This window comes from Mesorhizobium sp. CAU 1741 (genome assembly GCF_039839275.1).
Taxonomy (GTDB): Bacteria; Pseudomonadota; Alphaproteobacteria; order Rhizobiales; family Rhizobiaceae; genus Aerobium.
The window spans coordinates 210,358-223,231 of the sequence record NZ_JBDOQP010000005.1; the positions used below are offsets into that span (position 1 = coordinate 210,358).

Annotated in this window: 14 protein-coding genes; 7 read left to right on the forward strand and 7 right to left on the reverse strand. The window is 65.4% G+C overall.

Annotated features, from left to right (window positions below):
- Window positions 1-60: 60 nt before the first annotated feature.
- On the forward strand, window positions 61-1,191 hold the full coding sequence (locus AAFN84_RS19950) for a M20/M25/M40 family metallo-hydrolase (RefSeq protein ID WP_347516430.1): 1,131 nt from the start codon (window positions 61-63) through the stop codon (window positions 1,189-1,191).
- Window positions 1,192-1,253: 62 nt separating this feature from the next.
- Here the strand turns inward: AAFN84_RS19950 and AAFN84_RS19955 are convergent, their stop codons facing one another.
- Window positions 1,254-1,496 carry a helix-turn-helix transcriptional regulator gene (locus AAFN84_RS19955; protein WP_347516431.1) on the reverse strand — a complete coding sequence of 81 codons (243 nt, stop codon included), beginning with the start codon at window positions 1,494-1,496 and terminating at the stop codon, window positions 1,254-1,256.
- Between the two features lie 55 nt (window positions 1,497-1,551).
- Window positions 1,552-2,571 carry an LLM class flavin-dependent oxidoreductase gene (locus tag AAFN84_RS19960; RefSeq protein ID WP_347516432.1) on the reverse strand — a complete coding sequence of 340 codons (1,020 nt, stop codon included), beginning with the start codon at window positions 2,569-2,571 and terminating at the stop codon, window positions 1,552-1,554.
- A 167-nt stretch (window positions 2,572-2,738) separates the two neighbouring features.
- Here AAFN84_RS19960 and AAFN84_RS19965 point away from each other — a divergent pair, with 167 nt between their 5' ends.
- Window positions 2,739-3,347 (forward strand): helix-turn-helix domain-containing protein, encoded by a 609-nt coding sequence (locus AAFN84_RS19965; protein ID WP_347516433.1) that lies wholly within the window; start codon window positions 2,739-2,741, stop codon window positions 3,345-3,347.
- Complete coding sequence (locus AAFN84_RS19970; protein ID WP_347516434.1) at window positions 3,337-4,041, forward strand: gamma-glutamylcyclotransferase; 705 nt, start codon at window positions 3,337-3,339, stop codon at window positions 4,039-4,041. The genes AAFN84_RS19965 and AAFN84_RS19970 overlap by 11 nt, the downstream gene beginning before the upstream one ends.
- A gap of 12 nt (window positions 4,042-4,053) precedes the next feature.
- Here AAFN84_RS19970 and ggt read toward each other — a convergent pair whose 3' ends face one another.
- From ggt to AAFN84_RS19995, 5 genes are all read right to left on the reverse strand, one after another.
- Window positions 4,054-5,790 (reverse strand): gamma-glutamyltransferase, encoded by a 1,737-nt coding sequence (gene ggt / locus AAFN84_RS19975; RefSeq protein ID WP_347516435.1) that lies wholly within the window; start codon window positions 5,788-5,790, stop codon window positions 4,054-4,056.
- A 139-nt stretch (window positions 5,791-5,929) separates the two neighbouring features.
- Window positions 5,930-7,195, reverse strand: a complete 1,266-nt coding sequence (locus AAFN84_RS19980; protein WP_347516436.1) for an ABC transporter substrate-binding protein — start codon at window positions 7,193-7,195, stop codon at window positions 5,930-5,932.
- A 72-nt stretch (window positions 7,196-7,267) separates the two neighbouring features.
- A complete protein-coding gene (locus AAFN84_RS19985; protein WP_347516437.1) occupies window positions 7,268-8,317 on the reverse strand; it encodes an aldo/keto reductase in 1,050 nt (349 codons plus the stop codon).
- Between the two features lies 1 nt (window position 8,318).
- A complete protein-coding gene (locus AAFN84_RS19990) occupies window positions 8,319-8,672 on the reverse strand; it encodes a TIGR04076 family protein (protein ID WP_347516438.1) in 354 nt (117 codons plus the stop codon).
- Window positions 8,669-9,391, reverse strand: coding sequence for a GntR family transcriptional regulator (locus AAFN84_RS19995; RefSeq protein WP_347516439.1), 723 nt, complete (start codon window positions 9,389-9,391; stop codon window positions 8,669-8,671). Before AAFN84_RS19995 ends, AAFN84_RS19990 begins: the two co-directional genes overlap by 4 nt.
- Window positions 9,392-9,510: 119 nt before the next feature.
- Between AAFN84_RS19995 and AAFN84_RS20000 the strand changes: the two genes are divergently transcribed.
- The 4 genes from AAFN84_RS20000 to AAFN84_RS20015 are packed head-to-tail and all read left to right on the forward strand — an operon-like array spanning window position 9,511 to window position 12,870.
- Window positions 9,511-10,281, forward strand: coding sequence for an ABC transporter ATP-binding protein (locus tag AAFN84_RS20000; RefSeq protein WP_347516440.1), 771 nt, complete (start codon window positions 9,511-9,513; stop codon window positions 10,279-10,281).
- Window positions 10,278-11,009: an ABC transporter ATP-binding protein gene (locus tag AAFN84_RS20005; RefSeq protein WP_347516441.1), complete on the forward strand. Its 732-nt coding sequence runs from the start codon at window positions 10,278-10,280 to the stop codon at window positions 11,007-11,009. Before AAFN84_RS20000 ends, AAFN84_RS20005 begins: the two co-directional genes overlap by 4 nt.
- On the forward strand, window positions 11,006-11,917 hold the full coding sequence (locus AAFN84_RS20010) for a branched-chain amino acid ABC transporter permease (RefSeq protein ID WP_347516442.1): 912 nt from the start codon (window positions 11,006-11,008) through the stop codon (window positions 11,915-11,917). Before AAFN84_RS20005 ends, AAFN84_RS20010 begins: the two co-directional genes overlap by 4 nt.
- Window positions 11,914-12,870 (forward strand): branched-chain amino acid ABC transporter permease, encoded by a 957-nt coding sequence (locus tag AAFN84_RS20015; protein WP_347516443.1) that lies wholly within the window; start codon window positions 11,914-11,916, stop codon window positions 12,868-12,870. The genes AAFN84_RS20010 and AAFN84_RS20015 overlap by 4 nt, the downstream gene beginning before the upstream one ends.
- Window positions 12,871-12,874 lie beyond the last annotated feature (4 nt).

The following is a 12,874-nucleotide window of genomic DNA, read 5'->3' on the forward strand; positions in this document are numbered from 1 at the left end:
CGCATCGGCGGGGTCCACCTGCCCGCGCGCCGTCTTTAGCCGATGCCGAAAGACGCATACATGAACCTCAATGCCCTTCCCTTCGACAGCGACGCCATGGTCAGCGGGCTCAAGCCGTGGATCGAGTGCGAAAGCCCGACCTTCGATGCAGCGGCCGTGGACCGGATGATGGACCTTGCCAGCTATGACCTGGCAGCCGCCGGCGCCGAGATAGAGCGTATTCCCGGCCGCATGGGCTTCGGCGGCTCGGTGCGGGCACGCTTCCCGCACAAGGATTCCGGCAAGCCCGGCATCCTGATTTCCGGCCATCTCGACACCGTCCACCCGATCGGCACGCTGGCGAAGCTGCCGTTCCGCCGCGAGGGCAACAAGTGCTACGGCCCCGGCATCCAGGACATGAAGGGCGGCAACTACGCAGCCGTGGAGGCAATTCGCCAACTCGCGCTTGCCGGGATCGAGACGCCGCTGCCGGTCACCGTGCTGTTCACTCCGGATGAGGAGGTCGGCACCCCCTCGACCCGGGAGCTGATCGAAATGGAGGCGCGAAAGAACAGATACGTGCTCGTCCCTGAGCCCGCCCGTCCGGATGGGGGCGCGGTGACCGGGCGCTACGCGATCGCCCGTTTCAACCTCAAGACCGAGGGCCGCCCAAGCCATGCCGGCTGGGCGCTCAAGGATGGGCGCTCCGCGATCGCGATGATGGCCCGCAAGCTGCTCGAGGTCGAAGCCATGACGAGCGACGACTGCACGTTCTCGGTCGGCGTGATCCATGCCGGCCAATGGGTCAACTGCGTCTCTTCGGTCTGCGACGCCGAAGCCCTGTCGATGGCCAAGCGCCAGGACGATCTCGATCGCGGGGTCGAGGCGATGCTTGCATTGGCTACCGAGGAAAACGACGTCACGTTCGAGGTGACGCGCGGTGTCACCCGGCCGGTCTGGGAGCCGGACGAGGGCACGCTGGCGCTCTACGAGATCGGCCGGCAGGTTGCCGCGGAGATCGGATTCGACATGACACACGGCAGTGCCGGGGGGGGCTCGGACGGCAATTTCACCGGCGCGCTCGGCATTCCGACGCTCGATTCCATCGGCGTGCGGGGGGCCGGCCTTCACACGCTCGGCGAACATATCGAAGTCGACAGCCTGCCAGAGCGCGCGCGGCTGATGGCCGGTCTGCTGGCGCGCCTGAAGTAACATGAAAAAGGGTCCGCGCGGTTGCGGACCCTTTTTCAAGCCATTCGTGGCGGATTGGGCATTCAGCCGAGAAGCGCATCCTCCGGCAGGCCGAGCGCGGAAGCGATGCGGCGGAGCCGCGTCGGTTCGGCATCCTCGCCCGCCTCGATGGCGCCGATCTCGTCGGTCGCCAGACCGCAGGTCAATGCGAGCTCTTCGATACTGTAGCCGAAGGATTCCCGCAGCGCCCTGACGATGTTTGTACCGGCTGCGACCGCAGCAGCGATCGATTCCGGAAGCGTCTGATCGTTTCTCAAGTGTGACATTGCAACCTCCATGGAAGCATGTGGAAATTCGGAATTGGGGGTCGGCAGGCGAGGATCAGCTCGCCCTGGCCAAAGTGCCGGCTTCGGCGGACCGGATGCCGGCCGCCTCGGCGATGAACTCGAACGAGCGCAGGCGGGCGGAATGCTCGTAGACGTCCGAAACCACGATCAACTCGTCGGCCCGGGTTTCGTCCGCCAGTTGCCTGATGCCTGCGCGAACGGTCTCCGGCGAGCCGACTATGGAGCGCGCCAGCATCCGCATGACCTGCGCCTTCTCGGTCGGCGACCAGTAGCTCTCGATGTCGTCGATCGGAGGGCCGCTGAGCCCGCGCGCCCCGCGGAAGATGTTGGCGAAGGACATCTGCTGGGTCGTGGCGAGCCGCCGCGCCTGTTCATCGGTTTCGGCCGCGATGATGTTGACGCCCACCATCGCATAGGGGCGATCGAGCTGCTCGGATGGCTTGAAGCGGCTTCGATAGAGTTCCAGCGCCTGGAGAAGCAGGTCGGGTGCGAAATGCGACGCGAATGCATAGGGCAGGCCGAGTTCGGCTGCGAGAAGTGCACCGAAATTGCTGGAGCCGAGGATCCACAGCGGCACGTCGGTGCCTGCGGCCGGCACCGCCTGGATGCGTTGCGCGGGACCGGCAGGCGCCAGAAACGCCTGCAGTTCGAGGACGTCCTGGGGAAAGTTCTCGGCATTCTCCGGCGCGCGTCGCAGCGCCCTCAAGGTCAGTTGGTCGGTGCCGGGCGCTCGCCCGAGACCAAGATCGATCCGGTCGGGAAACAGCCGTGCCAGCGTGCCGAACTGCTCGGCGATGATGTAGGGTGCGTGGTTGGGCAGCATGATGCCGCCGGCGCCGACGCGGATGGATTTGGTCCCGGCGGCGATATGCGCCAGCACGACCGAAGTGGCGGCGCTGGCGATGCCGGGCATGTTGTGATGCTCGGCCACCCAGATACGCTGGTAGCCCCAGCCCTCGGCATGCGCGGCGAGGTCGCGCGCATTGTCGAGGGCGCCGCGTGCGTCGGTATCCTCCGTGACCCGAACAAGTTCGAGGATGGACAGTGGCGTCATGGATCGCTCCTGGAATGTCCGATGTCGGGCGGCCCGCACTCCAGCAGGGCGCCGATCTCGTTGGCGGGAAAACGGAGGCGACCTCCATTTCTCTTGACCCTATATGGAGGCTGCCTCCATATTGTGTCAAGGAGACAGCAACACGGACACCAAAATAGGAACCCAGCATGACAACCGAAAGTCCGGTCGAAGAGCCTGCGGGCTTGCGGGCTGATGCCCGGCGCAATCGCGACCGCGTCCTCAAGGCAGCCATGCAGCACTTCGAGCTTCACGGCATTTCCGCCTCGCTCGAGGAGATCGCGCGGCAGGCCGGCGTCGGCGCAGGCACGCTCTATCGCCATTTCCCCTCGCGTGAAGCATTGCTCGCCGCCGCACTGAGCGATCGCAAGAGCGCGCTTCTGGCCGTGTCACGGCAGGCGCGCGAGATCGAAGACGCCGACACCGCGCTGGAACGCTGGCTGGAGGCCTTGCAGGACTATCTGCGCAGTTTCAATGGTTTGCCCGCGCCCGTTCTCGCGGCGCTCAAACAGGAGGCATCACCGCTCTCGCTGTCATGCGAAACGCTGGTTTCGATTACCGGAGAATTCCTCGAACGGTCGCAGACGCACGGGTCCGCCCGTGCGTCGATCACCGCGAACGATCTCTTCATGTGCGCGATCGGCATGGCCTGGGTGCTCAACCGCGCGGAAGCCTGCGGCACGAGCACCAAGGCGCTGAACTCGATCTTCGCCAGTGGCTATCTCGAAAAGACAGGCAAGACCGCCCATGATGGATGACGTGCCCGCACGAACGATGACGCTTACCGCCGAACATGTGGCGCTAACGATGCGGCCCGAGCCGGATTTGGGTCCCCACCCCCACTGGACATTGATGTCGGATGAGGAACTCGACGACCTCGCCCGCAGATATGACGCGGAATGCGGTGACGGGCCGTGCTGGGTCTTTGCCTACGGATCGTTGATCTGGAAGCCGGATTTCGACGCCATCGACCACAAGCGAGCATCGGCCTATGGCTGGCACCGCTCCTTTTGCATGAAGCTCGACCGCTGGCGCGGAACGCCCGAGCAACCTGGCCTGATGATGGCGCTGGAACGGGGCGGCCGCTGCGACGGCGTGATCTATCGCCTTCCGGACGAGGACCGGGTCCAGCAGATCAGACGCGTGCTGTTTCGCGAGATCCGGTTTCGAGAAATCGCGCATATGGTGCGCTGGATTCCCGTGCATACGGAAACCGGCAAGGAACGCGTGCTGGTGTTCTGGGCCGGCCCGACAGGCGACAACATCGCGAACCGATTGCCGCTCGACGAGGTGGCCTGGATACTTGCGCGCGCCTGCGGCCATGCCGGCTCATGCGCCGAATATCTCTTCAACACCGTCGCGCATCTGGAGGCCTTCGGCATCCATGACCGCAACCTCTGGCGATTGCAGGAACTGGTGGCCAGGGAGATCGACGCACTTCACGCGGATTGAATCCGGTGTTGCTCACTCGCCCATGACCAGCCCCTCGCGCCGCTTGTCAGCGGCGCCGACGAGGCCGTCGTCCGTGACGGCGATCACGTGCAGGCCGGAATTGAGATTGACGATGGCGACCTCATGCCCGAGCGCTTCGAGCGCCTCGGCCAGGTCTTCGGCGCCTTCGCCTTCCTCGATGCTGGTACGGCCATTGAGGTTGGTGACGTGCGGCAGGTCTATCGCCTCCTGCGGATCCATCTTCCAGTCGAGGATCGATATCAGCGACAGCGCCGTATAGTGGATGATCGCCGCACCGCCGGGGCTGCCCGTCAGCAGGACCGGTTCGCCGTCCTTGAACACGATGGTCGGCGACATCGACGAACGCGGTCGCTTTCCCGGCTCGACCCGGTTGGCGACCGGCGCACCATCCAGTTCAGGCACGAATGAGAAGTCGGTCAATTCATTGTTGAGAAGAAATCCGCCCGTCATCACGCGGCTGCCGAAACCGCTCTCGATGGTGGTCGTGGCCGAAATCATGTCGCCGGCGCCGTCGACAATGACGAAATGCGACGTTCCCTTCCGCGGGCGCTCGCTGTCCGGCGCAAGGTCCCCGCGGTCGGGGCCGGGAGGGGTGCCTGGAGCCGCCGTCCCCATCGACGTGTCGGGATCGATCAACGTGGCGCGTTCCATGAGGTAGGCCGGGTCGAGGAGGCCTTCCGGCACGTCGACGAAATCGCTGTCGGCCATGTAGAGCGCCCGGTCGGCGAAGGCCAGCCGCGACGCTTCGGCAAACAGGTGCCGGAAGGCCGGCCCGTCTTCCATCGAACCGAGATCGAACTGCTCGAGGATGCCCAGTATCTGTCCGACGGTGAGCGCGCCGGAACTCGGCGGCCCCATGCCGCATACGTCATGGTCACGATAGGTCATGCAGACGGGCGTGCGCTTGACGACCTTGTAGGCGGCGAAATCCTCCATCGAGAGAATGCCGGGATTGATGTTGGTCTTCAGCGCCGCGACGATCCGCTCGGCGATCTCGCCGGTGTAGAATGGTGCAGCGCCGTGTTGGGCGAAGAGCCGCAGCGTCTGCGCGTAGGCGGGGTTCTTCAAGGTCGAGCCTTCGGCAATCGGCTCTCCGCCAGGCAGGAAATACTCGGCCGTTGTGACGAACGTGTCGAGGCCCTGCGCCGCCGCCACCGACTCCGCCATCCTTTGCGTAACGGTGAAGCCGCGCTCGGCGGTCTCGATGGCCGGCTGCATCAGGCTGGTCCATGGACGGCTGCCGTGGTCGCGGTGCAGGGTTTCCAGCAGCATCGGCGTACCCGGCACGCCGGCCGAGCGTCCACCGACGACGGCATCGCGAAAGGCCAGCGGCTCGCCGTTCTCGTCGAGCCAGTAGGCGTCATCCGCTTCCAGCGGCGCGGTCTCGCGCGCGTCATAGGTTGTCAGTTCACCCGCTTCGGCATCCCAGTAGAGCAGGAAGGCGCCCCCACCCAGGCCCGAGCTTTGCGGCTCGACGAGGCCGAGCATCGTCTGGACCACCACGGCGGCGTCGGCGGCCGTTCCTCCGGCCGCAAGCACGGCATGCCCCGCTTCCGTTGCAAGCGGATGAGCCGTCGCGATCATGAATTTCTGCGCCCGTACCGACTCGCGTTCGGCGACAGCCACCGTCGCCTCGGGCTGCGGCCTGTCCTGCGCCGACACGGAAGCAGCGGCAAGCAAGGGGACGCCAAATGCGAGGCGAAGACATACTCTGCGAACCGAACGCATCACTGAACTCCTGTCTGTAACCAGCGGCGGTGACGCAAGCGACCGCTTGGCGATCTTTCGCGGAGTCGGTCAGGATGTAAAGATGTGCGGTGCCCGGGCGATGCCTTCGGCGGCATCGCCCGAGCGATCCCAGGTCAGGTCAGAGACCGCCCTTGATCTCCGACACTTCCTCGGCGCTGATCTCGCCGACGGTCGTCACCTCGCCTTCCTGGATGCGCCACAGGCGGAACGGCCCGGTGATGTCCCCGTATTCGTCGAAGGATACGGGACCGATGACGCCTTCATACTTGATCGGCTTGCCTTCCTCGATCAGGGCGAGTGCCTTTTCGAACTGTTCCTGGCCGGCATAGATCGGTTCGCCCGCCGGATCGAGAACCTCACGGATCGCGTCCCGGATTGCCTCGGACTCGGCAGATCCGGCCTTGGCGATCGCCAGGCCGACAATGGCGCCGGCATCGTACGAACGGTCGGCAGCCGGCGCGCTGGGCTCGATCCCGCCGGAAATCTCGCCATAGTTGGCATAGAAATACTCGGTCGATTCCGTTTCGACTGTGCCTGACGACGTGCCGTAGGCGTCGTTGAGATACTGCGCTCCGACCGCCTCGATGAACTCCGAGGAGTTCATGCCGTCATTGAGCAGGAACTTGGCGGGACCGCCCTGCGAAATCCAGGCGCGCGCGATCGTCGATCCATCGGTCGGATAGGAGACCAGATAAAGCGCCTCCGGCTCGCCTTCCATGCCTGCCGTCACTTCGGCGGAATAGCTGGGCTGGCGTTCGTTATAGGCCGTTTCCGACGTGATCTCGCCGCCCAGCGCTTCGAAGGAAGTCCTGAACTCGTTGACCATGTTGACGCCGAAATCATTGTTGACGTGGATGATCGCGAGCTTCTTGAGGCCCTGGTCGATGGCATATTTGGCCGCTGCCGTACCCTGCAGGGCGTCCGACGTGATGGTGCGGAAGAAATACCCGTTCGTCTTGCCGTCGCGCGCCATCGCGGTCAGCGTCGGCGATGACGAAGCGGGCGAGACCTGAACGACGCCGGCGGATGCCGTCACCGAGGTCAGGATCGGGATCGACACCGAGGAGATGATTCCGCCGATGATGACCGGCACGTTCTCGACATTGACGAGCTGCGTTGCCTGGTCGACCGCGACGTTGCCCTGGCTTTGCGAGTCGCGGACGTCCATTGTCAGGTCGCAGCCTGCCGCGCCGCCAGCCTCGTTGATGTCGCGAAACGCCATCTCGACGGATTTCGCACCCGCCTGGCCGTATTGACCGGCAGGACCGGTGAGTTCCATCACGACACCGATCTTGATTTCACAATCCGCGTCCTGCGCCAGTGCCGGCGAGGCCATCGTGCCTGCCAGAAGCGCCAGTGTCGTCAGCTTCAAAACGTTCCTCATTTGACTTTCCCCATTTCGCGTTGCCGGCGCTGATCGAAGGGCGGCCGGTTGCCCGTTTCCCGCGGTGCCGCTTCAGGCGGGTTCCGCATTGAGATTGTATTTCATGATCGCGCCGTGCCTGCCGGCGCGGTCGCGTTCGAGTTCATAGACCTCGCCGTCGAGCGAGCGTCGAAGGGCGAGGACCGGCGCGAGTATCTCGCGGTCCGCCTCGTCGAGCCGTAGCGCGCCGACGGCCAGATTCGCATCGAGATGGGCCCGGTTGCGCGCGCCCACGATGACGCCGGCGACATGGTCGAAGCCGAGCACCGCCCTGCTTGCCACGGTTGCGATATCGCTGTCGTGGCGGTCCGCCACCTTGCGCAGCGCGGCCAGCAGCGACTGGAACCAGGCCCATCCGCCGGCATCGTCGATGATCAGCTTGTATTTCGTCAGCGACCGGTTCTCCAGCGGATCGGCAGGCTCGGACTGTCCCAGCCACCGGTCCGACAGGAAGCCGCCGGCCACGGTTCCGTAGCACAGGAGCTTGAACCCCAGCCTTGCCGCAGCCTCGCTCATGCGCCGTGCGGGACGATCGTCGAGCAGCGAGTACTGCACCTGAACGCTCGTCACCGGGATGCCGGCGCTAGCGATCGCCTCGATATGGGCGGCGTCGAAATTCGTGCCGCTGATGCGCTCGATCTTGCCGGCGCGACGCAGTTCGTCAAGCCAGCCGGCCGTCTCCAGGAAGCCGGGCTGGGCATAATCCCACCAGTGGAACTGGACGAGATCGAGCCGCTCGATCCTGAGGCGCGTGAGCGACGTGTCGATGACCTTCTCGACATACGCCTTCGAAATCGTCGGAAGGACTTCCAGGTCGGGCACGAACTTGGTGTGGACGCGGATGCCTGCCAGCGCGTCGGCGCCGTGGCGGGCGCCGTAGGCGGCACGGAATGCGCCGATGAGTTCTTCCACGCCGGTGTAGATGTCCGCACAGTCGAAGGTGGTGATGCCGGCCTCGGCCGTCGCCATGAGGTCGTCGACCGCCGCGTGTCGATCCACGGCGCCGTGGCCGCCGGCAAGCTGCCAGCCGCCGCGAATGACGCGCGAAATCTCGTAGCCGGGGGCGAGCAGTGTCCGTTCCATGTCAGTCCTTGTCGTTGCCGGGCAGCGGAACCGCAGTCGTCTGCGCATGGCTGAAGCGCCGCTTGCCGAGCCGGGTGATCTTGAGCCGCGACGGGCAGTTCGGATCTGGACAGGCGACCTCCGCGTCGGAGGTCATCCAGTCGTTCGCGTGGGTGACGCGCTGCTTTGCCGGGAGAAGCGGCAGCAGCGCGGCGAGCGAATAGATCGAGAAGCCCTGCCCCTCCGGCAGATGCAGCATCTCGCCATGCAGTTCGAAATGATCGCCCGGCTGTCCGCAATAGATCTTTGCGCCGTCCGGCGCGACGATCTCGACGCGCAGGTCGTAGAGTTCGAAGCTGTCGTCCGGCGCCGTCATGCCGCCTCCCGATCGAACTCGTAGCGCTGACGCAGGAGATCGAACGCCCGGCCTATGTCGGCGACGAGCGCCTTGCGTCCGGCCTGCACGTTACCCGCCTCGATGGCCTCCATCAACGCATGGTGGTGATTGGTCGCGGGTGCGTCGCGCCCGGTCTCGAAGATTTCCGCGGCCTTGCGGATATAAGGCCCCGACTGCAGCCAGAGGCTCTCCACGACCGGGATGAGCACGTCCGAGCCGGCGGCGCGATAGATGCGAAAGTGGAAGTCGTGATTGAGGTCGGCGGCCTCGCGCGCCGTCTCGATCCGGCCGGCGGCAAGGTTGTCGTAGGCGCGGGTGGCCGCGCGCAATGCCTTGAGGTCGGCGCTTGTCAGGCGCGGCAGCGCCATCGCCGTCAGTTCTCCCTCGATCAATGCGCGTGCATGGGCCAGGTCTTCCAGATGGGCGCGCCGGATCAACGGCACACGCACCGAGCGGTTGGGCAGCGGCTCCAGCGCACGCTCCGAAATGAGCCGCGCCAGCGCCTCGCGAACCGGCATGGTGCTGATCGACATGCGCGCTGCGAGATCGCGAATGCGCAACACCTCTCCGGCATCGAACGCCCCCTGGATCAGCGACCGGCGCAGTTCCGAATAGACCTGGTCCTGCACCGTCTGGCGCGCGACCGGGCCGAGCACTGCAAGGGTGGATTGCGGTCTGGGGTCTGCACTGTGAGCCATCGGCGTCTCCCGGCGGAATGGGTTTACACTATGCAGGGTTTGTGATCATGTAAAGTGTGATCACAAATCAAGATGCGGCTTGAGCCGCACGGGGAACGGGCGATCCAGTGACGACGTCAATGCCACAGCCGCCACTCCTTTCGGCGCGTAGTCTCGTCCGCAGCTTTTCCGGCCTGCGCGCCGTGGATGGCATGTCGATCGAGCTCGTTTCGGGCGAGATGGTCGGCCTGATCGGGCCCAATGGGGCCGGCAAGACAACGCTGTTCAACCTGATCGCCGGGACCCTGCGTCCCGACGGAGGCGCGATCCATCTTGGCGAAGCCGACCTCACCCACGTCGGTCCCGAAAGACGATTGAAGGCGGGGCTCGGCCGCACGTTCCAGATTCCCAGACCTTTCGGCGAAATGACGGTGCTGGAAAACGTGCTCACCGCCGTGCAGAACCAGACCGGGGAACGGATGCTCGCCAACATCTTCCTGCCGGGACGCATTGCGCGGGAAGAGCGCCGATCGGTCGAGCGGGCGCTTGAGATTCTCGACTTCCTGTCGCTTTCGCGGTTGGCGGGAGAGCCGGCGCGCGTGCTTTCCGGCGGCCAGCGCAAGCTGCTGGAGCTGGCGCGCGTACTGATCACCGAGCCGAAGGTGATCCTGCTCGACGAACCGGCGGCAGGCGTCAACCCCGCGCTGCTCGACCTGATCATCGACAGGATCGCCGAGATCAACCGGCGGGGTATCACCATCCTGCTCATCGAGCACAACATGGAGATGATCCAGCGCCTGTGCAGCCGTGTCGTCGTCATGGCGCAGGGAAGCCTTCTCGCGGAAGGCAGGCCAGCCGACATCGCCCGCGACGAGCAGGTCGTCGGCGCCTATCTCGGAGAGCCTGCATGAGCGTGCCGGTCATCGCCACGCGCGGCTATGTCGCCGGCTACGAACGCGACCTGCCGATCGTCAAGGGCATCGACTTCACGCTGGCGAAAGGCGAGTTCGTCGCCATTTTCGGCCCCAACGGCGCCGGAAAGTCCACCTTCGTCAAGGCCATTGCCGGTGTCGTGCCCTGCTTCGGCGGCACGGTGGAGCTGGACGGAGCCGACATCACCGGCCACAAGCCGCACGAGATTCTCAAGCGCGGCATGGCGTTCGTGCCGCAGACGGAGAACATCTTCACCACGCTGACCATCCGCGAGAACCTCCAGCTCGCCTCGCAGCCGCTGCCGCGCGAACGCCAGACCGGGGCCATCGAACGCATGTTCGAGATGTTTCCCGATCTCGCACGCCAGTCGGGCAGGCTCGCGGGAGCGCTATCGGGCGGACAGCGCCAGATGCTGGCGGCGGCCCGTGCCCTGCTGCTCGAACCGTCCGTGCTGGTGCTCGACGAACCATCGGCGGGGCTCTCCCCCAAGCTGGTCTCCGATGTGTTCGCGACCCTCAAGGAAATCAGCCAGAGCGGGGTCACGATCCTGCTGGTCGAACAGAATGTTCGCGCCGCTCTCAGGATCGTGGAGCGCGGCGTCGTGCTCGTTGACGGCCAGCTTCGCTACGACGCGTCGGCGCAGGAGCTGATCGACCATCCCAATCTCGGGGCGCTCTTCCTCGGCGCGGAAGGGGCACACGCATGAACCCGCAGGTGCTCATCGACGGCCTGATCTCGGGATCGATGATCGGTCTCGGCGCCATCGGCCTGACGCTGGTCTATTCCATATTGCGCTTCCCCAATTTCGCCCATGGCGAACTGATCACATGGGGCGCCTATTTCGCCATGTCGGTGGCCGCACTTCTGGGCGGCCTCGTAGCCGGCGCCACCGCTCCACTTGGTCCATTTTCCTTCGGCTGGGGGCTGATTGTTGCGGCAGTCGTCGCGATGGGCCTCACCGCGGTACTGGCGCTCGCGCTCGACACGGTGCTCTTCAAGCTCTTCCGGCAGCGCCAGTCGGTGATGATCATCGTTGTGATGGCAAGCTTCGGCGCATCGATGGCGTTGCGCAGCCTGCTCGAGTTCATCTACACGGCGCGGCCGGGCTATTTCACCCGTGAGCTCCAGATCGCCATGCCACTTGGCGGCGGAATGCGCGCCACGCCGGACCAGTTGCTGGCGCTCGCCATGACGGGGGTTCTGGTGGTGGCCGTGCATCTGCTGTTGACCCGCACACCCACCGGCCGCGCAATGCGCGCCGTGAGCGAGAATCCCGGGCTCGCCGGGCTCTTCGGCGTCGACGTCGACAAGGTTATCCGTACGGTGTGGATCCTGGGCGCAGCACTTGCCTGCGCGGCCGGCATCATCGCCGGGTTGCTGGTCCAGATCCGGCCCTATATGGGCTTCGACCTCCTTCTGCCGCTGTTTGCGGCCGCCATCCTCGGCGGCATCGGCTCGGTGCCGGGCGCCATCCTCGGCGGGCTGATTGTCGGCCTTGGCGAAGCCCTCGCTGTTCAGTTCGTCGGCGCACAATGGCGTGCTGGCGTGGCCTTCTTCATCCTGATCGCCATTCTGCTCGTGCGGCCAACCGGCATCTTCGGGAGGCAGGCATGAGCCCCGAACTCGTCGCCTATGGCGCATTCTTCCTGACGATGGCGCTGACCTACGCCATCGTCTGCCTCGGGCTCAACGTCCAGTGGGGGCAGACCGGCCTGTTCAATGTCGGCATCGCCGCCTTCGTCGCCGTCGGTGCCTATGGCTCGGCCATTCTCACGACACCCGATACGGCGGACCGCATCGGCGGATTCGGCTTGCCTCTGTTTGCCGGGTGGGCGGGCGGCGCAGCACTGGCCGCACTGCTCGCCTTCCTCATCGGCTGGCTGACGATACGGCTTCGTGCCGACTATCTGGCGATCACCACGTTCGGCGTCTCCGTTACGGTGCAGCTTGCCGCCCTCAACCTGACGAGCCTCACCGGCGGTCCCTTCGGGATATCCTTCATTCCGCGCCCCTTCGGCGACCTTGCCGGCAACGCGCTGGCCTTCAGCCTTGCCAACCTCGCCATCGTCGCCGGTGTCGTGCTCGTCACTTACCTGATCCTGGAGCGCCTCGTGCGCAGCCCCTGGGGACGCGTGCTGCGGGCGATCCGCGAGGACGAGGTGGCAGCCCAGGCGCTGGGCAAGAGCCCGAAATGGCTACGCATCCAGGCCTTCACGCTGGGCGGTGCGATCATGGGCCTTGCCGGCGCGGTTCAGGCGCATTTCATCGGCTTCATCGCACCGGAGAACTACCTGCCGATGATCACCTTCCAGGTTTGGGCGATGCTGATCGTCGGCGGGTCCGGCAACAATCGTGGCGCCATCCTCGGCGCGATCCTCGTCTGGGCGCTGTGGGCGCTTTCGGGCCAGCTCATCGAAGCCACTTTCCCGGCCGGCTCGCAGGCGCGCGCGGCGTCGCTGCGCCTCGTGGTGATCGGCGTGGCGCTTTGCGTCATCCTGCTCTGGCGGCCGCAGGGCATCCTTCGTGAAGTGCGCACGCTGTCGCGCCACGCAATCAAGGGCAAGTAGAACC

Coding starts and splice junctions, on each gene's coding strand:
- AAFN84_RS19950 (WP_347516430.1), top strand. CDS start 61: ATGAACCTCAATGCCCTTCCCTTCGACAGCGACGCCATGGTCAGCGGG.
- AAFN84_RS19955 (WP_347516431.1), bottom strand. CDS start 1,496: ATGTCACACTTGAGAAACGATCAGACGCTTCCGGAATCGATCGCTGCT.
- AAFN84_RS19960 (WP_347516432.1), bottom strand. CDS start 2,571: ATGACGCCACTGTCCATCCTCGAACTTGTTCGGGTCACGGAGGATACC.
- AAFN84_RS19965 (WP_347516433.1), top strand. CDS start 2,739: ATGACAACCGAAAGTCCGGTCGAAGAGCCTGCGGGCTTGCGGGCTGAT.
- AAFN84_RS19970 (WP_347516434.1), top strand. CDS start 3,337: ATGATGGATGACGTGCCCGCACGAACGATGACGCTTACCGCCGAACAT.
- ggt (WP_347516435.1), bottom strand. CDS start 5,790: ATGCGTTCGGTTCGCAGAGTATGTCTTCGCCTCGCATTTGGCGTCCCC.
- AAFN84_RS19980 (WP_347516436.1), bottom strand. CDS start 7,195: ATGAGGAACGTTTTGAAGCTGACGACACTGGCGCTTCTGGCAGGCACG.
- AAFN84_RS19985 (WP_347516437.1), bottom strand. CDS start 8,317: ATGGAACGGACACTGCTCGCCCCCGGCTACGAGATTTCGCGCGTCATT.
- AAFN84_RS19990 (WP_347516438.1), bottom strand. CDS start 8,672: ATGACGGCGCCGGACGACAGCTTCGAACTCTACGACCTGCGCGTCGAG.
- AAFN84_RS19995 (WP_347516439.1), bottom strand. CDS start 9,391: ATGGCTCACAGTGCAGACCCCAGACCGCAATCCACCCTTGCAGTGCTC.
- AAFN84_RS20000 (WP_347516440.1), top strand. CDS start 9,511: ATGCCACAGCCGCCACTCCTTTCGGCGCGTAGTCTCGTCCGCAGCTTT.
- AAFN84_RS20005 (WP_347516441.1), top strand. CDS start 10,278: ATGAGCGTGCCGGTCATCGCCACGCGCGGCTATGTCGCCGGCTACGAA.
- AAFN84_RS20010 (WP_347516442.1), top strand. CDS start 11,006: ATGAACCCGCAGGTGCTCATCGACGGCCTGATCTCGGGATCGATGATC.
- AAFN84_RS20015 (WP_347516443.1), top strand. CDS start 11,914: ATGAGCCCCGAACTCGTCGCCTATGGCGCATTCTTCCTGACGATGGCG.